We start from the raw sequence: 22526 nt of genomic DNA on the forward strand, positions 1-22526 counted from the left end.
ACGAGGCGTTCATGAAAATCGCCGCTTGCATCATCTGCTGGCGACAGCTGCAAAACTCATTGTGTTAGAGCTTCTAAATGCGAGACTTCTTCAACGCACCACCCGACGTTTAAACCTGACCGATGTCGGCCGAGCCTACTACGACCGATGTGTACAAATTCTGGATGCCCTTGCCGAAGCAAACCGCGAGGCAAGTGACTCTCAGACCATTGCACGCGGAGTCCTGCGAATTGCGGCGCCTGTCACGTTTGGCGCGTTGCATTTGGGCAATGTGGTTGCGCGCTACATGGAGCGCCACCCTCATGTCAATGTCGACGTTTCGCTGAGCGATCGTTATGTGAATCTGCTAGAAACGGGAGCGGACCTTGCAATCCGAATTGGAACGCTTGCCGACTCCAGCATGGTCGCGCGGAAGATTGCTCCCTGCCGCATGATTGTGTGTGCATCTCCAGCGTACTTGAAACGTCACGGCACACCGCATACGCCGGAGGAATTAGGACAAGCACAACGCCTTACTTTCAGCGAGGCTGTTTCGAGCGGGGACTGGACGCTCAGGGACGAGAAAGACCGGCCCCATGTCATCGATGGAACCTGTCGTATGTCGGCAAATAACATGCAGATGCTACTTGCCTCAACGCTTGCTGGCGCAGGTATAGCTTACGGCCCGACGTTTGTTTTCGGTAAGTACGTTGCGCGTGGCGAACTGGTTGCCTTATTGCCCACGTACCGCACGACGGAATTGACGATTCAGGCTGTCTATCCCAGCACGCGCCATGTCCCACTCAAAGTTCGCGAATTCATTGATGATCTCGTCGAGTCGTTTGGAGACGAACCATCCTGGGACAATTGGCGTCAGGTGTGACACGAGACTGCGGCGAAACGCCAAAGGGTTCACCCGAGAACGGTGAATTGATCATCGCCCCAGGCGTCGGCGATTCAATCACACTTGGACGCGACTTCTAGCTGTGGTGAAGCCGCTCGACGTCGCACCAGTGATTTTTGCATTGTGGTATCCACCAGGAAAAGGCGCCAAGCTCAAATGACGCCTTTGCCGCGAGCCCGTTTCTCACGGGCGCTCAACTCCGATGGATCGACTCCTGTTACCTTACTTCCGGACCATCGGAATCTGCAGATTAGTCGGTCGGTTGAGTTCGGTATCGAAGCCCCGACCATCTATGTTTCGAGCACCCCAGAACATCATCCCGTGCGAAAGGTAAACCAGATCGTATTCCTTAAAATACTTTCCGGCTGACAGACCGAGAGGGACAAAGTCCTTGTCGAAGACGCTCTGAGTCTGCCCGATCTCCCATTTCGCGTAACCATGAGAAGCGACCGTATTCAGCACGTTCGCAAACCCTTGCATCAAGGGTGTCACCGAATAGGCCTCATCAGCAATGAAATCCACCTTCTGCGCGCCCGGCGCAATCGGGTGCTCGCCGCGCCAAAGCATGTGACCCTTGATCTGCATCCGCGCAAGGGGTGCCTTTCCATAAGGATCCGCAAAGGTCACAACGGTTAACTCAAACCGGTTATCCGGCAACGCTTTGAAGTCACGCGCGGAGATAAAACGGTTTGATCGTGCCGTCGGCATTCTTTTGGGCGCTTGGGCGGACTTCCGGTGCGATGCTGGTCCATTCACCAAGCACTGCTTGCTGCGTCTGTTCGAGTGACATCGGTGCAACTCCTTGTGAAGCAGATGATGACGCGGAATTAGGAAGCGTTGAGCAGGCGGTGAACACGGGCGACAGGAGCGCCAAGATAACGAGAACAGAGCGACGTGTAAGCATCGTGGAAGTCCCCTTGGGCGATTATGATGGTCGTCATAGTAGCATGCACTATGCTACCCATCATAGTTGACCTGCCCCCTTCAATAGGGCCAATGGGCTTCTAGCAAAGTCCCTTTAAACCAGCTCCTGGAAAGCGGCAGGAGCATCCGCGGTTGCCCGATGTTTCGCCGCAAACTCTGACGGCGCAAGGTAGTTCAGTGCACTGTGCGGCCGTTGCTCGTTGTAGTCCTGACGCCATGCCGCGATGACAGCCCGAGCGTGCGCGAGCGTCGTGAACCAGTGCTCGTTAAGGCATTCGTCGCGGAATTTGCCGTTGAACGATTCGATGTACGCATTCTGCGTTGGCTTGCCCGCCTGAATCAACTTCAGAGTGACGCCGTTCGCATATGCCCACTGGTCAAGCGCGCGGCTCGTAAATTCGGGTCCCTGGTCTGTTCGCACCGCCTTGGGATAGCCACGGAAGCGAGCTGCACGGTCCAATGCTCCCGAGCGACATATAAACCTGAGATACCATGGTCGACGACGATGTCGACAGCCTCTTTCGTGAAATCGTCGACGACGGTCAGGCACTTCACGCGCCGGCCGTTGGAAAGCGCATCCATCACGAAATCGATTGACCACACCTCGTTGGGTGCGCCTGGCAATGCCAGTTGCTCGCGCTCAATCATTACGCCGTGGCGCTTGCGACGGCGCCGCACAGCCAGCCCTGCGTCACGGTACAGGCGATAGATGCGCTTGTGATTGGCGTGCGTGCCTTCGCGCTCCACCAGGGCATGCAGTCGGCGGTAACCGAATCGACGACGTTCGTGCGCCAACTCCACCAGACGCGCCGCTAGCACATCATTCTCATGGTCCGGCTTCGCGTCGTAATGCAGCACGCTGCGAGAAAGCCCGACAAGCCGGCAGGCGCGGCGCTCGGAGAGGTTGACCTTCTCCCGAATCGCCGACACTGCCTCGCGTTTGGCTTGCGGGCTCAGGGCTTTCCCTTGACGACGACCTTCAACGCTTCCATATCGAGCATTGCTTCGGCCAGCAGTTTCTTCAGCCGGGCATTCTCCACCTCGAGGTCCTTGAGCCGGCGGGCTTCCGAGACCTCCATGCCGCCAAACTTCGCGCGCCAGGTGTAGAACGACGCGTCACTGAACCCGTGCTTCCTGCACAGTTCCTTGACCGGCATACCGGCCTCGGCTTCCTTCAGAAACCCGATGATTTGCTGTTCCGTAAAGCGCTTCTTCATGTTCGTCTTCTCTCCGAAAACGAACTTTACTAGACTCCAGCTGGCCCTGTTTGCAGGGGGCAGGTCAGACGCGTCGCTTTCTTCCAATACTGCCGTCAATGTCGCCGGCGATGCGGAATACGTCGGCGATACCAAAGAGCTGCGTTGGCATGCATCCGTCATAGGCAAGGACCGCAATCCGCACGTTCTTCATGGGCTTCCTGAAAACGCATCGAGTGACCATTTTCACCTAATTATAGTCAATATTGACATACACCCACGTCGATGACCGGGACGATAATCGGTTACATGGGTTGGTGTGCCTCGCTCGACGTTGGCACCCTCGAACAAGCAAACCGACACGGATCGAAATCATGGACAAACCTCAGATCATTACTATCTCAATCCTTCCATTTGGGATGGTTCATTGCCACCTGGTCATCAGCTCCAAGGGCTGCGTGTTAGTCGACACGGGCATTCCCGGCTCGGTTGGCAAAATTGGGCGCGTGCTCAAGAAGCACGGTCGCAGCTTTCGCGACATTAATTTGATCATCATCACCCATGCTCACACTGACCACGCCGGTTCGGCAGCGCAAGTGCGCCAACTGAGTGGAGCACCGATTCTGGCGCACGCTGGAGACCTCGACTACTACGAGCGACGTAAGGAGATGACGTACTGCGTGGCCCATTGGTGGGGTCCGCTGTTTCTGCGGTCGGGGCTGCCCGGAGAGCCGTACACCGCATTCACGCCCGACATCTTGCTGCAAGACGATGCGAGTGTCGATCTCAGCCCCTATGGTCTCGACGGCGTGGTGCGGCACACTCCCGGACATACTGATGGCTCTGTGTCGGTCGAACTGGTGAGCGGTGAAGCGCTGGTCGGGGATTTGCTCGCTTCGGGCATCCTCATCGGCGGCATGATGCGCACCGGCCACGCGATGCGTCCGCCTTTCGAAGAAGATCCGCAAGCTGTCACCGTGGAGCTGTTGGGCATGGTCAACACCGGGATGAAACGGTTCCACATGGGCCATGGCGGACCGCTTGGCGCCGAAGAGGTACGCCGGCACGCCAAATCGCTGCAGCAATTGGCGCCGGGGCCCCGCTACGGGATGCAGCCCGTCGGGTGCTCCTGCTCGAAGCGCAAGGTAGCGCTGATTGCTGACTGACAGTACAGGTCACAGTGCGGCCCCGTTTCTGCCGATGACGCTCACCGCCAACGACTTTTCGACGAGCTGCCAGAGAGTGCAAGAGCCGCCCCACTCGTTCAGGTGTTGATTTTTGGTGCGCGAGGTCAAGGCCCGCCGGACGATGCAACGGTATGCGTGCCGGTGTCGACATTCTCTCCGCATTCGATACAGAGCGACCGTCTACGCGCTGGAGCAGGTTGTTCATGCGAGTGAGGCGACCGGCTGTCGTTTTCGAATAACTCAGGACAACCGATCTATCAATTGATCGACGACACGTCTAACTTGGAAGAGTGACGATAGGTGTCGGAGCAATCGACACGTTCGCGACGACGCAATACCGCCGACGCGATATCGCGGCGTCCTGCCTTTCCAACTCAGGTTGGCGCCTTGCACTAGCCTTATCGTGGTCGATGTGAGACCGGTCTCGTGCGCTGAGTAATAGCGCCAGTCCCGTTCGCATTCGTAAACGTCGAGAACGGAGGTCGTTATATGAACGAGCAGGGGTTTGCGGCGCGCGAACGGAAAGCTATCACAGAGCAAGCTCAAGTGACCTTTCCGCCAACCCATTGCGTCGAGGTTAGTGGACCGGACAGCTTCGCAAAGTACTCGTACGTGACTGCACAATCCGGGCAGAAGAGTCAATCTGAACGGGAACTACGGTCAACATGGTGGATTTGTGGATTCGTACCATCTTCTTCACCACCCCTGATTGGAGAACAGTTATGACCATCAATCACCCGCGCTATGTGGTGGCTGCCGTTCAGGCGGCCCCCGTGTTCCTGGACCTCGAAGCAACGGTCACTAAGACCATCGAGCTCATCGAGGAAGCCGCCCGCAACGGTGCCACCTTGATTGCCTTTCCGGAAACCTGGATTCCCGGATACCCGTTGTTTTCCTGGCTCGGCTCGCCGGCTTGGAGTCTGCAGTTTTTTCAGCGCTATCATGACAATTCGCTTGTCATCAACAGCGAGCAATACCGTCTCATCGAACAAGCAGCAGCTCGCAACAAGATCATGGTGGTGCTGGGATTCAGTGAGCGTGACGCCGGCTCGTTGTACATCTCCCAATCGATCATCAACAGCGAAGGGATCACGATTTCCACGCGCCGCAAGCTGAAGCCGACCCATGTCGAAAGGACCGTGTTCGGCGAAGGGGACGGGAGTGACCTCTCTGTTCACGAAACGGAGCTGGGCCGTGTAGGCGCACTATGCTGCTGGGAACATCTGCAACCGCTTACTCGGTACGCGATGTTCGCGCAGAATGAACAGGTGCACATCGGCGCGTGGCCCAGTTTCTCCCTCTATGCCGGCGCAGCCTATACGCTCGGCCCGGAAGTCAATACGGCCGTCAGCCAGATCTATGCTGTCGAGGGCCAGTGCTTCGTCGTAGCACCCAGCGCTGTCGTGTCCGAACAGATGATCGAGCTTCTGTGCTCGACGCCTGAGCACCACGCGCTGCTGCAAGCGGGCGGCGGCCATGCACGCATCTTCGGGCCGGATGGCCGCTCGCTGGCCGAACCCATACCGGAGAATGTCGAGGGCATTCTCTATGCGGAAATCGATCTGAGCGTGATCAGCCTCGCCAAGGCTGCGGCGGACCCTGCCGGCCACTATTCGCGACCCGACGTCACCAGATTGCTGCTAGACCCCACGCCCAAATCTCGTGTAGTCCATGTCCGGGCGGAACCGGCAGCGCCTGAAATGCAACCGGCAACTGCAGTTGTTCAAGTCGATCAGCCAACCGAGCCGCTCGAGCGCGTCACACCCGCTTAAAACGAAGGCGCCTTGCTCCCGCATCACCGGATGGCCGGTGCGGGAGTCAGATTATTTCCGCGTGCGCAACGCGTTCGGACTCTCGCCGAATTTCCGTCGAAAAGCCCGGCTGAAGTGCGCCGGGTCGTTAAATCCCCAGCTCATTGCGATCTGCTTGGCGCTCAGGTTGGCGCACGATTCGTCCAGCAGCGCCTTTCGACAAGCATGCAGGCGCTGATCCCAGATCCACTGCGACAATGGACACCCCTCGGATGCAAATGCACGATAGAGCGAACTCACGGACATCCCCAAGGTCTGTGCGATTCGTGCGATGTCCAGCTCCGCGTCCGAGAGGTTCTCAATCACATACGATTTGATCCGATTGAGATGAAACTGCTTCAAATTGGACGCTGGCGCGGGGATCGGAGACGGCAGGCCAGCGAGTGCCGTGGCAACCAGATCAAGGACGCTGTTCGAGACGGACTCGCGAACCTGCGCCGTCATGGACTCGAGATTTCGCGGGATACTGGTCACCAAATCAAAAAACAGCGATCCAAGACCGTTGACCCCTCGTATGGGGATGGCCGTGAGACGATCCGCAGCGGGGATTCGTATCCTTAAGCGGTCGCGCGGGATCGACAATACGAGCTGTTCGAAGTCGTCCCGGAAGCTGAGATGATATGGGCGCGTCGTATCGTAAAGCGAACAATCACCAGCTGAAAGGACGGCTTGACGGCCATCCTGTTCCAGCTCTCCCCGCCCCGCTACCTGGACGCTGATCAGAAACAAGTCCGCATCTTCTTGCCGCACCAGCCTGCTCGTCCGATGCACTTCCTGAGCACGCGAATTGACGACCGCGACGTCGACGTATGCCAAGGATCCTTGATCGATATGGCCCGTAAAGGGGCGGCCGGACCGGGAGGTAGTCGGTTCGAAGTCGAGCTTGACGAAGGAACTTGCCAAGGCCGCCGACCAATAGTCGGCTTGCTCTGCGGCGGGTGCTTCGTCGGTACTGAAATGCTTCATGGCAGACGCTTCATCGAGATAGAGCCAGACCGAGATTCGGCTGCACCTTCGTGCCTCTCATTATGCGAATGTTCGGACACCGGTGTCAAGCTGAAAAGCTCAGTCAATCTTGATGCGAAGTTGATCCAATTCGCAAGGAATATTGTCTCCCGACAATCCAAAACAGCATTGAAGGAAGGATACCTTCATACGTCTTTTACGAGAAATATATTGTTTGGAGAACGAATCATGAAAGGGTTTGCGGCAAAGGTAGCAATTCTTCTTGTTACAACCATCACACTAATCCGCCCCGCAAGCGCGGTGGTGCTGGAGACAGATCCCGCAGACTATGTGGCGCTGCCCCAGGGTGTCAATTTAGCGTTGCTCTACTACCAGCATGCCAACAGCACGGCCGCATACTCAAGCGGCAACCGCGTCGATCAGCCCTTCCACGTTCAGTCGGATATCGGCATCGCCCGCTTCATCCACTATGGAAAACTATTCGGGTTCACAGTAACCCCTCAAATCATCTTGCCATTCGGCAGCGTACGGATGAGTGAGCCGGCCAGTTTGCGATCGAACGGCATTGGCGATCCGTTCGTGGGTTCTGCGATATGGCTGATCAATGATCCGGCTTCGCAGCGTTACCTGAGTCTTGCGGCATTTGTGTCGCTTCCTCTCGGGACATACGACGCGAACCAGGGCGGCCTCAACATCGGGGCACATCGTTGGTCAGAAGTCACCCATCTGAACTATTCACAACGCGTATACGGTCCGCTTTTTCTTGACGTAACGGGGGAATTCGCGTTTTATTCGACAAATCACGACTACGCTGGGCAACGCTACTGGCAAGCACCGACGTTCGACTTACAAACGCACCTGCGCTACGAGATCGATAGCCGCACGCGGGTCGCCTTCAGCTACTACCATACGGCGGGCGGGCGCACTGAGCTTGACGGCAATGGCGCCAGCGGCAGCCTGTCCACCGACACCTATCTCGTTACGTTCGCTCGCTTCCTCACTCCGACGTTTCAGGTACAGCTTCAGGCCGGGCAGGACATCCACGTATCCAACGGGCCCAAAAACAAACTGAGGTTGAACCTGCGAATGGCCAAGGCGTTCTGACCGATCACTGGCCGTTACGGCAGAGGTGAATTGATGACGGCGCCGGCAGTCCATCTCGAATGGTCGACCAGTTGTGACTTCGACGTCTCATGGCCGAGCCTGTGTGAAAACGCACTGATCGCCTAAACTGAATCAACGCATTCAGATCGGGTGACTCATGAAGCGATTCGTTGAAGGCGATGACCGCAAGCAGGTCGCACTACTTCCCGAATGCGTCGATGATTACATCGGCCCGGACAATCCCGTCAGGATCATAGACGTGTTCGTCGATGAACTGAATCTTGCGGAACTCGGTTTCAACGGCGCTACGCCTGCACTCACGGGCCGCCCGTCGTACCACCCGGGCGTAATGCTCAAGGTCTATATCTACGGATATCTGAACCGTGTACCGTCGAGCCGGCGTCTTGAGCGCGAATGCCAGCGTAACGTCGAAATGATGTGGCTAACAGGACGGCTGGCACCGGACTTCAAGACGATCGCTGACTTCCGGCGCGATAACGGTGCGGCGATTCGTAACGTATGCCGGCGCTTTGTCGAACTATGCCGTGGACTGAAGCTGCTCTCCAGCGACATGGTGGCCATCGACGGCAGCAAGTTCAAGGCCGTGAACAGCCGCGACAGGAACTACACAGCAGGCAAGATCGACAAGCGTCAGCAACAGATTGAGGAAAGCGTTCAGCGATACCTCGACGCGATTGATACCGCGGACCGGACGAGCCCGACAGGCTTCGATGTCAAGACCGTGCGCCTGTACGAGAAGATTGCCCTCCTGCGCCAGCAGATGCGTGAACTCGAGCAGATCCGCGAGCAACTGAAGACGCAACCGGACAAACAGCTATCCCTTACCGATCCGGATTCCCGTTCCATGACCAGCGGCGGCAAAAGAACCGGAACGGTAGGCTACAACGTACAGGCCGCCGTGGACACGAAGCACCACCTGATCGTCGAACACGAGGTGACCAATGTCGGAGGCGATCATGGACAACTCAGCAGGATGGCCCTGGCAGCAAGGGAGGCGATGGGCAAGTCTGGACTGAAGGTGCTAGCCGATCGGGGCTACTTTAGCGGCCCTGATATCCGCGCGTGCGAACTGGCCGGCATCAAGGCGTATGTCCCCAAGCCACTCACGTCGGCCTCCAGGAAGAAAGGTCTCTTTACAAAACGCGACTTCATCTACATCGCCAAAGACGATGTCTATCGATGCCCAGCTGGTGAGCGTGCCGTTCATCGATTCACGACTGTTGAGCATGACATGAATCTGCGGGTGTACTGGCCCAGCGCCTGCCCGCGTTGCCATCTCAAGGAGCGCTGCTCGCCGAGTGACTATCGCCGCATCCGACGATGGGAGCACGAACATATACTGGAATCCATGCAGCGGCGGCTGGACCGCAAGCCAGACGCAATGACCATCCGCAGAAGTACTGTCGAGCACGTCTTCGGCACGCTCAAGCACTGGATGGGTGCCACACACTTCCTGACCCGCAAGCTTGGACCGGTGAGTACCGAAATGAGCCTTCAGGTGTTGGCTTACAACCTCTGACCTGCCCCCTTCAATAGGGCCAATGGGCTTCTAGCAAAGTCCCTTTAAACCAGCTCCTGGAAAGCGGCAGGAGCATCCGCGGTTGCCCGATGTTTCGCCGCAAACTCTGACGGCGCAAGGTAGTTCAGTGCACTGTGCGGCCGTTGCTCGTTGTAGTCCTGACGCCATGCCGCGATGACAGCCCGAGCGTGCGCGAGCGTCGTGAACCAGTGCTCGTTAAGGCATTCGTCGCGGAATTTGCCGTTGAACGATTCGATGTACGCATTCTGCGTTGGCTTGCCCGCCTGAATCAACTTCAGAGTGACGCCGTTCGCATATGCCCACTGGTCAAGCGCGCGGCTCGTAAATTCGGGTCCCTGGTCTGTTCGCACCGCCTTGGGATAGCCACGGAAGCGAGCTGCACGGTCCAATGCTCCCGAGCGACATATAAACCTGAGATACCATGGTCGACGACGATGTCGACAGCCTCTTTCGTGAAATCGTCGACGACGGTCAGGCACTTCACGCGCCGGCCGTTGGAAAGCGCATCCATCACGAAATCGATTGACCACACCTCGTTGGGTGCGCCTGGCAATGCCAGTTGCTCGCGCTCAATCATTACGCCGTGCCGACGTGCAACGGCCGACACCGATGCTCCCGGCTCCAATGTTTCCTGCACGATGGCGATTTTTTCTTGCGCCGTGCGCCGCCGACGGCGCTCCGGCTCGGTCAGAATTTCGATGCTTTCCACGTAATGACCAGGCTTACTGATAGGCACAAGACTATCCCTTATTTTAAGAGAGTCCTCGTGTCCTCAGATACGTGGGGCCGCTCCAATAGCAGATTAAAAGCCACGGCGGAAAATACATCTATATTCCCCGTCGTGGCCGATGCTTCATGTCGTTCTCGCTCGATCTAGTCACTCTGACCAATATCGAACTTAGTTGCATTTACATCCACCTCATCGGACAGTACATACACGGGACAAGTCGCTACTCGTCTCGTTCATTTCAGCCTCAACACGCGGACGTCCCGTCTTCCCTTTCTTCGGCACCTGGCCCATGTCGAACGTTCGGATACGATTGGCACTCTTGAGCATCAGGTACTGCTCCGACTTGGCGAGATACACGAGGTTCTTACGCAGCGCTTCTCGCTTCTTCGTGTCCTTCCAGTCGATCTGCCCCACACCAACACCGTGGCCGCGCTTCTCATAGCTTCTCTTCAACCACGCGGCATTGCTGTTCCAGTAATCGCCCTTGCCTTCAGTGACTACGTTCACCCAATACTCACTGATCTGCTTGGCAATATGCTCGTCGTGGTTGTGCTCTGCCGAGTAGAACAAGATCACATGCAAATGCAAGCCCGTGTCCTCGCCTTGTTCGATAGCCCATACGTAGTTCGCAATACCTGACATCAACGTATTAAACCGACGAGCGGCGAAGAAGCGGTCACGATGCTGCTGGATCACTTCCGGCGTAATCCAGCGACGAAACTGAGGTTTGTAGCGCAACGTCAATGACAGCACCAACCAACGCGATCTACCCGTCTCCTTCGAGAACATGGCCTCCTCCAACGCGAGTACATTTGTCTTATTCTTCCTTGCGTTTGCCTCTCTTAGTCGTTCACGCTCCTTGAATGCACGCGACTGGCAACGCTCACGAATCTGCTCGATCAGGATATTGAACGCATCCATGCATCGCATGCCATCAGTTCGAATCACTTCATCAGGCTGACCGAGTGCAAACGGATACTGATGACCAATCAGTCCAAGCTCCTTGCAGACATCGTAGAACACCTCTACTCTTGCCGAGTAGTGATAGACGTCTGAATAACGTTTCAGCCAGTCGTTCATGAACCGGTAATAGCGCTTTCCTAGAAAGAGTTCGCGAATCACTCGCACTCGACTGTAGCGCGTGATTTCATCAACGAACCCACCCCATCCCTTCTCAACAGCCTTAACAAACTTCTCTATCTCGAACAGGTGTCGTGACGCGTAGCCCTTGTGAATGAAGACTCGCCTCTCGCCATCTATGTCAGTTTCCTCGATGTTCGTACGCTCATCAAGACGAGCAATTACCTCCAATGCCTCCTGGTCCTCAGTTTCCATGACCTGATAATGGTATGTCGTTACAGCATGGCAACGTTGTTGATGCCGAGTCTCTTGATCTCACGTATAGCTGAACTGCCTGCAAGCCATGTCAGCCAATAATGAGTACGAGACCGTCCTTTCGCTTTCGATTGACCGTAGCAACGATCATTGTGGATTGATCTTCTCTCCTCCTTGATACAAATAGGGTATGACATTGACTTGTCACTCATCCCTCTCACCCATGAATACAAGGCCACATCGTCTCGACCACTGATACACTTGGCTCTAACGAGAGCAACATTTTGCCTTTAGTATTACATTGAATTCAACAGGCTGGAATTTCCTATCGCTTATTATCCTTTGGCATTCCATATGAAGCAATATCCAAGCATCGCTCAATCACGCGTTAATCACGGAAATTCGATCATCGACAACCAAGAGAAGCGCGGTTATTCATGACGCCCCTCATATACATACATACGCACGCAGTAGAGAGGCATAAGTAAAGCAGCACAACCATCGGCTTCCGGTAGATACGGTCCATTCAGGCAGATTCAGACCAACCGCGTGCACGGGCACACGGAGGACATCACCAGCCAAACGATGCGTTGCATTGGCCCGACAGTGAGGAATCAGGCCAATGTCAAACGCATCCAAGCTCATGTGCAGCCGAAGTACATCGTCGCCACGACTCAAACGAGCATCTACTGCGCGCACTACCGACGACCAGGTCAGCAATTTCCTATTCGACGTTGTCGCACTTCCGCAAACCTCAGCATCAATTCGACGATTTCTCAGCAGAAGCGACCATCGACATGAAAGGCAACAGCCGGTCGACGGACCACGGCCCCTCGGGCTTAGCGAGATCCTTGCCCGGAATCGGATGTCGTCGCATCCTCATGCCAGCCGTCCGAAGACACAACACTGAAATCTAACAGTGCGTCACCATATTGCCTCAAGACCATGCGATTTTTGCGACTAGTCGCATGAATCGCACTAATTCCGACGGTCTGCCGAAAATTCCTGCGCAGCAGGTATTGCGATGCCAGCCTGCTTCAACCTCTGCTGACCAATCCCGATGTGGCTCCACTGATCCCAATCCATCGACACGCTCAGTCCATGACGATTTTCACCGCAGCGTGTTGATGCGACATCCGTTGGCTTTGATTTGATTCGAGCCGGATTTCGTACACGCAATGGTACTGCGTGGTGCTGACTTGCCTCACTCACACCCATCTTTAGCCTGGCATCGGTCGGTACAGCCCGCAAACAAAGCTGATGCAAAGCGGCACCCGCGCGCCCCGCTTCGCATTTCGATTGCCTTTCTCGGCGTGATCTGGCCGTGGCTCTTGCAACACACTGATTTCGAGATTGACTACAACGGCATCGATCCGCATCGCAATCTCACTGGCGGTTCCAATATCTCCCGGTGGCGAGCACCGTCGACGACTACGATGCGCCGCTCCCCTGGTAGATGCCGGCCGACCTGCGCTGATCCGCTTCCTTACCGCACCTCAAACGTCCCACCGGTTTGCTCTGTAGGAGGTCGTTAGCGAATCGCACATAGTGAAATTGAATTGGATGTAGCGCTTGCGTTTCGCATCGACCACGATCCACACGCGGTTCATAGCGCACAGATAATCGAGCGCAGCATCGAGTCGCTGTCGAGGTCGCAACGGGCCATTCCGGAGCACTGCATTCTTTGGTGCTGCCGTGAAGCCACGGCACCTGTACTGGGAATGCAGGTAATTTTCAAGCGTCTGCGCATCGGTCTGAATCTGCGACACCACGCTCTGCGGTGAAAAGATGCGCTTGAACTCATGCAGGTGCCATTCAACAATTGCGTTTGCACGGTTCAACGAATCAACCGAGATCTTCCCTTCCTGCCTGGAAAACACGTGTAGCAGCGCGGCAATGCGCCCTGTAATCTCCAACGCCTTCGACCCGAAGTCCTTGATGTCGTGCATGTATGCGTTGGGTTGCAGCATCTGTTCGATATGATTCGCGATCACGATCCAGCGAGCCACAGCGTCGTCCGAAAACTCCAACGTCGTGCGTGCCACCTCACCGGCGTCGACACGCCGCCCGAATTCGTCGAGCAGCTCGTGCATACGCTCGTGGAATTTCGGCAAATGGATCCATTCATCGTTGAGACTGTACGTAAAGCGCACTCCCTGAGTCGAAACTGGGCAACCGATTAGATAACGCGCCAAATGCCCTGAACCCCGCATGACGTCACCCCGTCGGTCGACCATTTCCTTGAACACCTTGGGCTGGACCATGTACGAAACCGATACACGTGGATTGCGCACCACGACACTGACGCCATCGCGGCGGTCCAACGTCAACATCGGCGCACCGTCCCATGCCTTGTTAAGCACCCCCGTTTGATTCAACGCGCCGCCTTTGATGATGACCTCCCCCTCGTCCGAGACGAATGCAATCGATTCACCGTCGCCCTCGAGAGCGTCCATCAGTGCCCGTTCGGTCACGTTCTGTCGCATGATACGGCGCGCCCGAGGCTTGATCGGCTTACGCGCATTGTGGTCGGACAGTTGAATACGCGGTTCTTCGATCGACTCGCCCTCCTGCGTCAGCTTCGTGATCCGTCGATGAAGACCCGCCCCCTCCGACTTCCAGATGCGGTGCTCCTGTTCGTACTTTGCAAGATCGTCCTTGTACTTCTTCATACGACTTGTATCGAACTCGTAGAGCGGTTTCGCGACCAAATTGTGCACGCGTGTTTTGCGCTCACCGGACTCCGCCACTACGAGTAAATTCAAGGACAGCGGGCGTACCTGTCCTGTTGGCAACCGCACCTCGTAAATGCCTTGTGCTGAGACCGCCATGTCTGTCAGAAACTCCATGGCGATCAAAGCGTCCGGTGCCTGCGTATTTGTCCAAACTTCGTTGATCGCATCCCTGATGATCAGGTAAAACGCATCAATCGGATACCGCCGCGGCGACGTAAGATCAAAACTCATACGACCTCCGGCGTGTTCGTCACGTGATTGCCTTGGCTGCCACTCGCCAGGCGTTCTTGGCGTAGCCCATGCGACAGGGCAGCGACGCTCAGCATGGGAAGTTTCGTTTTTTTCATCTGCATTCCTAAATTCTACGATTTGAAATCTTCTAAACTTATGTCGATCTTATCTACACCACTGATGACCGAACATGATTCCGGCCCGGCCGGCCTTACACTGACGTTTACGTGGTCGCGTTTGTTTGCGAACCTTCGTCATTGACATGCGGGAGATTCGAACCGCAGCGCTCGCAGCGCACACGCTCTCCGGTTTCCTTGCGCTGCTTGCGTTCAGCTTCCAGCAGCGAACGGAAACCTCCCATGGAGAGCCGCAATCCCGATTTCTCCAATTCTTCGACAATTTGCTTCTGTGGAACTTCGCGCCCGATGGCGCGCTCGATGGCCAGATACGCCTTCTCGAACAGTAGAACCTTTTGCTGTTGTTTGCTGGGCTGCAAAGCGTCGAGCGATTCGACGAGGCGCTGCGCATCGGAGGATGTGCTGGGGAGTTTATTGTCGTCGTTCGTATTCATTCTTAACCTTGATTGAATAGTTCGCGGCCTGACGCCGCAATATAGGCTCCAAAATCGAAACACCTATGCTTGGCGATTGATCAGCTGCGCGAGCGCGTCGGCCGGCCAGAGCAGACGGCGGTTCGGCAATTTGACGGGGCGGAGTTCGAAGTAGCTCCCGGTCTGTGCGTAGCGCTTGCGGATCGATTGCGCGCTCAGGGAAAGCGCCGTTGCCAGTTCTTCGGTCGTCAGAAACGTGCGACCACCGAACGTTATTACTTGGTGGATGTTGCCCATATCGCCTCCTGTAGTGATGAGCGTTGACGTACACACCGTACAAATCCCCACCTTTCTTCGAGGATCAACGTCGCGATGTGGATCGTAGTTTCGCTCGATATAGGAACATCCCCTCTTACCATGGGAGGTTCCACCTAGCATTGGCGCGAGTTCACGTGGTTCAGGACGGGAAGTGGTTGTGAAGTTCGGCGTGAAGTTCGGATAGTTCGCACGGGCCGCGGAGCATAGCGGCGGTGGAAGATTCTCTGGATATACGGGTGCAGAGTTGCACAACTGGGGCAAGGCCGACACGGCGCGCAAGTCGAATCGCGCTGACGTAAAGGTGTCGCCCGAACAGATGGGGATTGCTCGGCTTCGAGCAGAACTGGTGCGGGTGAAGATCAAGCCACGACGTAGATCGCGAAGGCGTCAGCACGGATCGCACGAAACTGGTACGCCGCGCAGCGAGCGGCATAATGGCTCAGCTACTGGATTGGATACGAAAATGGCGGGCGTCCTCAGCGACCAGACTTTACGCTGGGACGGGCGCTGAGGACATCAGCGCCCGGCGATAGACTATGGCCGGGAGGATGAATCCGATCAAGCAGGAAGCATGGGCGCGACACCGACCAAAACTCAACCAATAAATCCTGACCGATTGCGCAGACGATCGGATTCCTTTTCCCAATCCGACCGCCACGCCTCGAGGTCTTGTTTCTTAAGAAAGATCTCGTCCAATTCGCGAAGCCGACGCTTTCGAACCGTGTGCAGCCAGCTTGCAACCGCGACAGGGTTCCAATGCGCCTCAACGCCTTGAGCGGGCTTCTTCTCTATACGCGCAGACTCTTTTAGCCCTTGAGGCGGGTTGGAAAAGGTTCTGTTCCATTTGCGTTGCTCCTCCTCCGACAGCGTTTTTTTTGCGAATAGATTGACGATGACTCTGGTTTGAATGCCTTTCCACGGTTGACCATCCGCAGCACCCGACATGCTGCCGTCACGAGACGAAGTATCCGATTCGGTCCCTGGCTGGGGAACAGCATCAACCGCCTGAGGCAACATGCTGCTATCGCCAGCCGAAGTATCTGCTTTGGTCCGTGACCGCGGCTTAGGAGCAGAGTCCCAAGGTCCTTCGGTAGCACGCCCCGGTCTCTGATACCCCCACTCGTCGGCCGAAAATAGCCCGGCATATGTGCTATAAAGGTGCCCGATCGCCTCGCGATCGCCGTATTGCGATGGATCGAGCCGCTTGTAGAGATCCGGTGCAAATTGGTTCACGGACGCCAGAAATTCACTTATATCAACGTTCTTGAACCTGCACCAAGCAAGAAAAAGGGGCGGCTGAACTAGACCGGATGACATTAGATGACTCTTCCAGTACGCAAAAAGCCGAAGCGCATCGCGGACCCGCCTGGATAGGAAACTCAATGTATCCCATTCGGCCAACAGTTCCTTGTCGGGAACATCTATTGGCTTGACGCCATAAACAAGGCACGCAGCGGCCAATGGCGTCCATTCCCTTTTGTTCAACCACTGAACCACTGTTTCTTCGTCAAGGTGTTCGCTAATGATTCTGGCCATTTTCGCTCGCCCCGCGTTGTTCGGGGACTATTTCGGTGACTGTGGCTGTGTTGTGGTTGGCTTGACGTCGATATTTGCTTGCACCAACAGCCACGCTTCAATCTTATCGTGCCACATCCGAAGCAGATCAAGCGGGCGCCGCCGATAATGCTTCTCGGCGATGGCGGAGGGCTTGTGCCCCTGGATCTGCGCAACAACACCGACCGGCACCTCGACCCACTCCGACAGCGTACCGAATGAGCGACGAAGTCCGTGCAATGTCACATGGGGTAGGCCTGCGACCGCCAATGCTTTACGGTGCGCAACACCGGGATCTGCAATCTTGCCATCGGCCGCTTTGGCACTCGAAAAGACCCATTGCGAAGGACTCCACTGCTCCCCCTTCGCTGCCAGCCGGGCGACTTTTTGGCTACTCGGCGGCGTCTCGTTCAATCGCTTCAGGTTCAGAAGAAGGCTCGCCAAGTACGGAGTCAGGGGTATTGTCCGGCCGCCAGAGCCCTCGACCTTGTCGTCAAGGACAAGACTTCGCCACTGGAAATCGACATCTTCCCAGCGAAGTGACGCCCATTCCTCGCGCCGCGCACCAGTTATCAGAAGGCCTTGCAGATAGGCACTGATGACCGGATTCTCGATGTCCCGTACAGCACAGAACCAGGTCTTGAGTTGTTCGCGCTGCAGAGAATCGCCCTCCTTCGCTTTGACGCGCGGCACCACCTCCTTCACTGCTCGCGACGAATAGGCATCCGCCGGAATGATTCCAGCGTAGGCCGGTGTGTCCGCCGCCCATCGAATAAACCCTCGCAATAGACGAAAGGAGAGGGCGGATACGGTAGGACGCTCCGATGACTGTGCCGCGAGCCACTGGCTCACGCACTTTCCCGTCAGGTCAGAAAGCTTGACCGGACGCAACGGCGCAAGCGGTCCCGCCTTTCTTGTGCCCATGCCGCTCTTTCGAGGTTGGCCACCAACGCCGCCGTGTTGGAGGTGATCACGGTAATGCAGCGCACCCCAAAAGGACTTACGCGTTTCGACGTAATCGTCCCACGCTTCACCAAACGTTACGTCCTTCCTCCGAGCCTCTGCCCGCCGAGCTTCATGAGCCGCCCGCTGGTCAGCCCTCACTTCCCTGGGATCTTTGCCCTCGTCAACCAGCGTTTTCAACTTGCTGGCCTCGATGCGAGCCTTACCGAGATCCCAAGCTCGAGCATCGCCGATGGTCACTCGGACTGTTTTGCCGAACAGCCTAGACTCAAAAACGTAGGCCCGCGTGCCAGCCGCAGTAACGCGCAAGCCTAGGCCAGGCGTCCTTGCGTCCCAATGGATTGTCTGCTGCTTTCCTGGCTCACACCCGAAGCCCTCAACCCGTGCCGCTGTAAAACTTTGCTTTGCCATTCCAGCCCCAAGTAGGCACCATGTAGGCAAATTGTGCGAACATAAAGGTATCTAAGTCAACGTAAAAATCGGGACGCCGTCACGTTAGACATTGTTTTCTATTGATTTTTTCGCTTACATGGATGCCGCTCCATATTCATCCATCCGCAGTCTTCAGGACTCGACGTCCTCGAGACTGAAAATTTCCGTCTGATCGTTGTACGAGAAAATCTCGCCGTAACGACCCCAGTCGATCACCGCGTCGAGCGTCTCCTCGGCCGCGCCGTCCGACAGGAAATCCTCCAGCTCCTGCTCGAAGCGCACCCGCGGCGCGCGATGCCCCGGCCGCTCGTTCAGCACCTTCTTGATCCGCGCGGCCAGCGGCACATGCTTGAGCAGGTGATCGGCGAACATCAGCTTGCGCTCCTGCGTGCCGAATTCCGCGAACACGCGCCCCGGCGGCGTCAGGAACACGTCCCCTTCCCGCACGTCCGCGAAGCCGAGGTACTGCAGCACTTCCGCGATCGGGAACAGGTCGTCGACCTCCAGATGCAGCGACCGCGCGATTTCCGGCATGTCGGCGCGGCCGTGGTACGGCGCCATCGCCAGCGTCTCGATCAGGCCGGCCATCAGGTTGGTCGACACCTGCGGCAGCCAGCTGCCGAGTTCGAGCCCCTTCTTCGTCGCTTCGCCGGTCTGGCGGGCCGTCATCTTCGCGTAGATGTCGTCGACCAGCTTGCGGAATGCCGGATCCAGCCGGTTGCGCGGATGCTTGAACGGCACCTTGATCTCCGCGATCACGCGCCCCGGGTTCGACGACAGCACGAGGATCCGGTCGCACATGAATACTGCTTCCTCGATGTTGTGCGTGACGATCAGCACCGACTTGATCGGCATGCGGCCCTGCGTCCACAGGTCGAGCAGGTCGGTACGCAGCGTCTCGGCCGTCAGCACGTCGAGCGCGGAGAACGGCTCGTCCATCAGCAGGATCGTCGGATCGACGACCAGCGCGCGCGCAAAACCGACGCGCTGCCGCATCCCGCCCGACAACTCGCGCGGATACGCGTTCTCGAAACCGTCGAGACCGATCAGGTCGATCGCGGCCAGCGCGCGCTCGCGCCGCTCGCGCGCGCCGACGCCGAGCGCCTCGAGGCCGGCTTCCACGTTCTGCAGCACGGTCAGCCACGGGAACAGCGCGAAGGTCTGGAACACCATCGCAACGCCTTCGGCGGGCCCGGTCAGCGGCTTGCCGAGATAGGTTACTTCACCGCCGGTCGGCTCGATCAGCCCGGCGATGATCCGCAGCAGCGTCGACTTGCCGGAACCGGAACGGCCGAGCAGCCCGACGATCTCGCCTTCGCGCAGCGACAGGTTCGCATCGTCGAGCACCAGCAGTTCGCCCTGCGTCTTGTTGAAGCCGCGACAGACGTGGTCGACGCGCAGGATTTCCTCGCCAAGGCGCGGCGGCTGCGGAGTCTGGACGGGGGCGTTTACAGCATTCGGATTGTGCATCGCGTTTCGCTCTCAATCAGTCTCAGTCGAGCCGCAGCTTCGCTTCGGCAAAGGCATACAGCGGTCGCCACAGCAGGCGGTTGAACAGGGTGACGAACAGGGACATCACGGCGATGCCCAGGATGATCTTCGGAAAATCGCCGTCGGCGGTCGTCTGCGCGATATAGGCGCCGAGCCCGTGCGCCTCGATCCGGGTCGAGCCCCACTGCACGGCTTCGGACACGATGCTGGCGTTCCACGCGCCGCCCGACGCGGTGATCGCGCCCGTCACGTAGTACGGAAAGATGCCCGGCAGGATCGCCTGCCGCCACCACTGCCAGCCGCGGATGCGGAAGTTCGTCGCCGCCTCGCGGTAGTCGTTCGGGTAGGACGTCGCGCCGGCAATCACGTTGAACAGGATATACCACTGCGTGCCGAGCACGATCAGCGGCGACAGCCAGATATCGGCGTTCAGGTGGAAGCGCGCGATCACGATCACGAACACCGGGAACAGCAGGTTCGCCGGAAACGCGGCGAGGAACTGCGCGAGCGGCTGCAGCTTCTCGGCAAGCGCCGGGCGCAGCCCGATCCACACGCCGACCGGCACCCAGATCACCGATGCGATCGCGATCAGCACGACCACGCGCAGCAGCGTGATGAGCCCGAGCACGAGCACGTGGCCGACCTCGGCCATCGTCACGCCGGTCGACACGAAGCTGAACACGCGCCACACGATATAGGCGGTGCCGATCAGCACGAGCGTCGCCCATACGATGTCGACCGTGCGCGACGCCTTCTTCTCGACTTTCGGCAGCGTGAAGCGCATCGCACCCGACAGCGGCAGGCGCAGCGGAATCCGCGCGGCCTTCGCGAAGAACCAGCCGGCCGGCACCAGCAGCTGATGAATCAGCCGCGTGCGGCGCACGAGGTCGAGCAGCCACGATTGCGGCGCGTCGCCCGACGCGGTGTTCTCCATCCGGAACTTGTCGGCCCACGCGATCAGCGGGCGGAACAGCAATTGGTCATATGCGAGGATCACGACCGTCATCGTCAGGATCACCCAGCCGATCGCGCCGAGGTTCTTGTCGGTGATCGCCTGCGCGAGATACGCACCGATGCCCGGCAGCGTGATCGTCTGGTTGCCGACCGTGATCGCCTCCGACGCGACCACGAAGAACCAGCCGCCCGACATCGACATCATCATGTTCCAGATCAGCCCCGGCATCGAGAACGGCACCTCGAGCTTCCAGAAGCGCTGCCACGATGTCAGGTGGAAGCCGCGCGACACTTCGTCGAGATCGCGCGGCACCGTGCGCAGCGACTGGTAGAAGCTGAACGTCATGTTCCACGCCTGGCTCGTGAAGATCGCGAAGATCGCCGCGAGTTCGGCGCCGAGCACGCGGCTCGGGAACAGTGCGAGGAAGAACGTGACCGTAAACGAGATGAAGCCGAGCACCGGCACCGACTGCAGGATGTCGAGGATCGGGATCAGCACCATCCCGGCGCGGCGGCTCTTCGCGGCGAGCGTGCCGTAGATCAGCGTGAACGCGAGCGACGCGACCATCGCCGCGAGCATCCGCAGCGTCGTGCGCAGCGCGTATTCGGGCAGGTTCGACGGGTCGAGCGAGATCTTCTGCGTCTGCAGCGTCCCGATCGGCGCCATCGTCTCGTGGAAGCCGACGACGGCCATCGCGATCAGGCAGATGATCAGCGGAAACGCAATGAAGTCCCACCGGTTCGGCAGGACGCGCCACGCGGACGCATTGGCGGTCCGGTTCGGATTGAAGAATCCGACGTCCATCAGGCGCCCTCCCCGGTAAGGCCGAACGAAGCCGGCAGACGATGTTGATTCATGGCAAAGCGCTCGGGCGCGGTAATTCGGTTGACTCACGATTTCACGCTGGCGCGCCGCGCCGTGCGTGCATGCGCTGCCCCGGCCGAGTCGGCCCGCGACGGCACGACACTACACCAACCTGTATGTCAGGTCCAACCGTCCGGAGGCGGCGCGGCGGTCGCGGCCGCGCGCACGGAGCGTGCCCGACACGCGGCGGGGCGACGCTCGCACGAGGCGAAGCAGCCCGGCCGCAGTGTTCCGGCCGGCGCGCAGGCCCGAATTATGCCGTGATCCGGCCCGGCCGGGAACCCGCCTGCCGCATGCGGACACAAACCGTGTCGCGCGTCAGCAGACGGACACGGCGAAGCGGGTATGATCGGGGCTGGCCCTCGGGGTCTGCCGACACGGGAAACGCGCGGGCGAATGCCCGCAGTCGCACGCGGAGCACGACGTCGGCAGGCGCCGGGGATCGATCGACGAGCGGGAGGAAGGGAATGGCAGGAAACTTGGTGATCGTCTGTCGCGATCAGGATGCCGACGCGTTCTACGAGCTGATGCAGGAGTACGGGTCGTTCCAGACGCGGCTGTCGTCGACGACGTGGTACCTGAACATGAACGTCGTGCCGGAATCGCTGCAGGAGGAAATCCTGGAGCGCCTCGGCCGGTATACGACCGTCTATATCTTCGAGGCCACGAGCGTGACCTACAACACGGTCGACAGCAACGCCGCGGAGACGCTCGGCACGCTGTTCGAGTGACGCCG

18 protein-coding genes and 3 pseudogenes are annotated in these 22526 nt (G+C 57.9%); 6 read left to right on the top strand and 15 right to left on the bottom strand.

What is annotated here, in order from left to right; all coding sequences use genetic code 11:
- Nucleotides 1-862: LysR family transcriptional regulator (locus BST28156_RS22025; protein ID WP_254596410.1), on the top strand; the 862-nt coding region annotated here is incomplete at its 5' end.
- A gap of 243 nt (nt 863-1105) precedes the next feature.
- On the opposite strand, the gene BST28156_RS22030 is transcribed toward BST28156_RS22025, so the two are convergent.
- The 4 genes and pseudogenes from BST28156_RS22030 to BST28156_RS35025 form a co-directional block, all read right to left on the bottom strand.
- Nucleotides 1106-1591, bottom strand: a complete 486-nt coding sequence (locus BST28156_RS22030) for a hypothetical protein (RefSeq protein ID WP_197535351.1) — start codon at nt 1589-1591, stop codon at nt 1106-1108.
- Complete coding sequence (locus BST28156_RS35020; RefSeq protein WP_006489040.1) at nt 1551-1673, bottom strand: hypothetical protein; 123 nt, start codon at nt 1671-1673, stop codon at nt 1551-1553. The genes BST28156_RS22030 and BST28156_RS35020 overlap by 41 nt, the downstream gene beginning before the upstream one ends.
- A gap of 228 nt (nt 1674-1901) precedes the next feature.
- Nucleotides 1902-3024, bottom strand: a pseudogene (locus BST28156_RS22035) (IS3-like element IS407 family transposase).
- Nucleotides 3025-3088: 64 nt separating this feature from the next.
- Nucleotides 3089-3217, bottom strand: coding sequence for a hypothetical protein (locus tag BST28156_RS35025; RefSeq protein ID WP_021033494.1), 129 nt, complete (start codon nt 3215-3217; stop codon nt 3089-3091).
- Between the two features lie 160 nt (nt 3218-3377).
- On the opposite strand from BST28156_RS35025, the gene BST28156_RS22040 reads away from it, so the two are divergent.
- Nucleotides 3378-4169 (top strand): MBL fold metallo-hydrolase, encoded by a 792-nt coding sequence (locus BST28156_RS22040; RefSeq protein ID WP_069220483.1) that lies wholly within the window; start codon nt 3378-3380, stop codon nt 4167-4169.
- Between the two features lie 743 nt (nt 4170-4912).
- Complete coding sequence (locus BST28156_RS22045) at nt 4913-5962, top strand: carbon-nitrogen hydrolase family protein (protein WP_012492804.1); 1050 nt, start codon at nt 4913-4915, stop codon at nt 5960-5962.
- Between the two features lie 51 nt (nt 5963-6013).
- On the opposite strand, the gene BST28156_RS22050 is transcribed toward BST28156_RS22045, so the two are convergent.
- Nucleotides 6014-6967, bottom strand: a complete 954-nt coding sequence (locus BST28156_RS22050) for an AraC-like ligand-binding domain-containing protein (protein WP_006489036.1) — start codon at nt 6965-6967, stop codon at nt 6014-6016.
- Between the two features lie 228 nt (nt 6968-7195).
- Here BST28156_RS22050 and BST28156_RS22055 point away from each other — a divergent pair, with 228 nt between their 5' ends.
- Together BST28156_RS22055 and BST28156_RS22060 are read left to right on the top strand one after the other, a co-directional pair.
- Nucleotides 7196-8071, top strand: coding sequence for a transporter (locus BST28156_RS22055; protein ID WP_012492805.1), 876 nt, complete (start codon nt 7196-7198; stop codon nt 8069-8071).
- A 157-nt stretch (nt 8072-8228) separates the two neighbouring features.
- On the top strand, nt 8229-9611 hold the full coding sequence (locus tag BST28156_RS22060; RefSeq protein WP_006489043.1) for an IS1182 family transposase: 1383 nt from the start codon (nt 8229-8231) through the stop codon (nt 9609-9611).
- Nucleotides 9612-9655: 44 nt separating this feature from the next.
- Here BST28156_RS22060 and BST28156_RS22065 read toward each other — a convergent pair.
- The 10 genes and pseudogenes from BST28156_RS22065 to BST28156_RS22115 all read right to left on the bottom strand — a co-directional run.
- Nucleotides 9656-10224, bottom strand: a pseudogene (locus BST28156_RS22065) (IS3-like element ISBam2 family transposase); the annotation flags it as partial.
- Nucleotides 10210-10368, bottom strand: a pseudogene (locus tag BST28156_RS35200) (transposase); the annotation flags it as partial. The pseudogenes BST28156_RS35200 and BST28156_RS22065, both read right to left, overlap by 15 nt.
- A gap of 183 nt (nt 10369-10551) precedes the next feature.
- Nucleotides 10552-11697: a YagK/YfjJ domain-containing protein gene (locus tag BST28156_RS22075; RefSeq protein WP_034178584.1), complete on the bottom strand. Its 1146-nt coding sequence runs from the start codon at nt 11695-11697 to the stop codon at nt 10552-10554.
- 1496 nt (nt 11698-13193) lie between these two features.
- Nucleotides 13194-14663 (bottom strand): YfjI family protein, encoded by a 1470-nt coding sequence (locus BST28156_RS22080; protein ID WP_006482148.1) that lies wholly within the window; start codon nt 14661-14663, stop codon nt 13194-13196.
- 223 nt (nt 14664-14886) lie between these two features.
- The gene (locus tag BST28156_RS22085) at nt 14887-15234 is read right to left on the bottom strand and encodes a hypothetical protein (RefSeq protein WP_006482143.1); all 348 of its coding nucleotides are present in this window, start codon (nt 15232-15234) and stop codon (nt 14887-14889) included.
- A gap of 63 nt (nt 15235-15297) precedes the next feature.
- Complete coding sequence (locus BST28156_RS22090; protein ID WP_006482147.1) at nt 15298-15510, bottom strand: helix-turn-helix transcriptional regulator; 213 nt, start codon at nt 15508-15510, stop codon at nt 15298-15300.
- A gap of 615 nt (nt 15511-16125) precedes the next feature.
- Nucleotides 16126-17067 carry a hypothetical protein gene (locus BST28156_RS22100; protein ID WP_012492806.1) on the bottom strand — a complete coding sequence of 314 codons (942 nt, stop codon included), beginning with the start codon at nt 17065-17067 and terminating at the stop codon, nt 16126-16128.
- Between the two features lie 27 nt (nt 17068-17094).
- Nucleotides 17095-18459: a tyrosine-type recombinase/integrase gene (locus tag BST28156_RS22105; RefSeq protein ID WP_006482144.1), complete on the bottom strand. Its 1365-nt coding sequence runs from the start codon at nt 18457-18459 to the stop codon at nt 17095-17097.
- A 153-nt stretch (nt 18460-18612) separates the two neighbouring features.
- Nucleotides 18613-19950, bottom strand: a complete 1338-nt coding sequence (locus BST28156_RS22110) for an ABC transporter ATP-binding protein (protein ID WP_040127933.1) — start codon at nt 19948-19950, stop codon at nt 18613-18615.
- Nucleotides 19951-19972: 22 nt separating this feature from the next.
- Nucleotides 19973-21730 carry an ABC transporter permease gene (locus BST28156_RS22115; RefSeq protein WP_040127934.1) on the bottom strand — a complete coding sequence of 586 codons (1758 nt, stop codon included), beginning with the start codon at nt 21728-21730 and terminating at the stop codon, nt 19973-19975.
- A gap of 527 nt (nt 21731-22257) precedes the next feature.
- On the opposite strand from BST28156_RS22115, the gene BST28156_RS22120 reads away from it, so the two are divergent.
- Nucleotides 22258-22521, top strand: a complete 264-nt coding sequence (locus BST28156_RS22120) for a double-stranded DNA-specific endonuclease (RefSeq protein WP_009694930.1) — start codon at nt 22258-22260, stop codon at nt 22519-22521.
- Nucleotides 22522-22526: the final 5 nt, after the last annotated feature.

The sequence above is a fragment of the Burkholderia pseudomultivorans genome (assembly GCF_902499075.1).
GTDB lineage: Bacteria > Pseudomonadota > Gammaproteobacteria > Burkholderiales > Burkholderiaceae > Burkholderia > Burkholderia pseudomultivorans.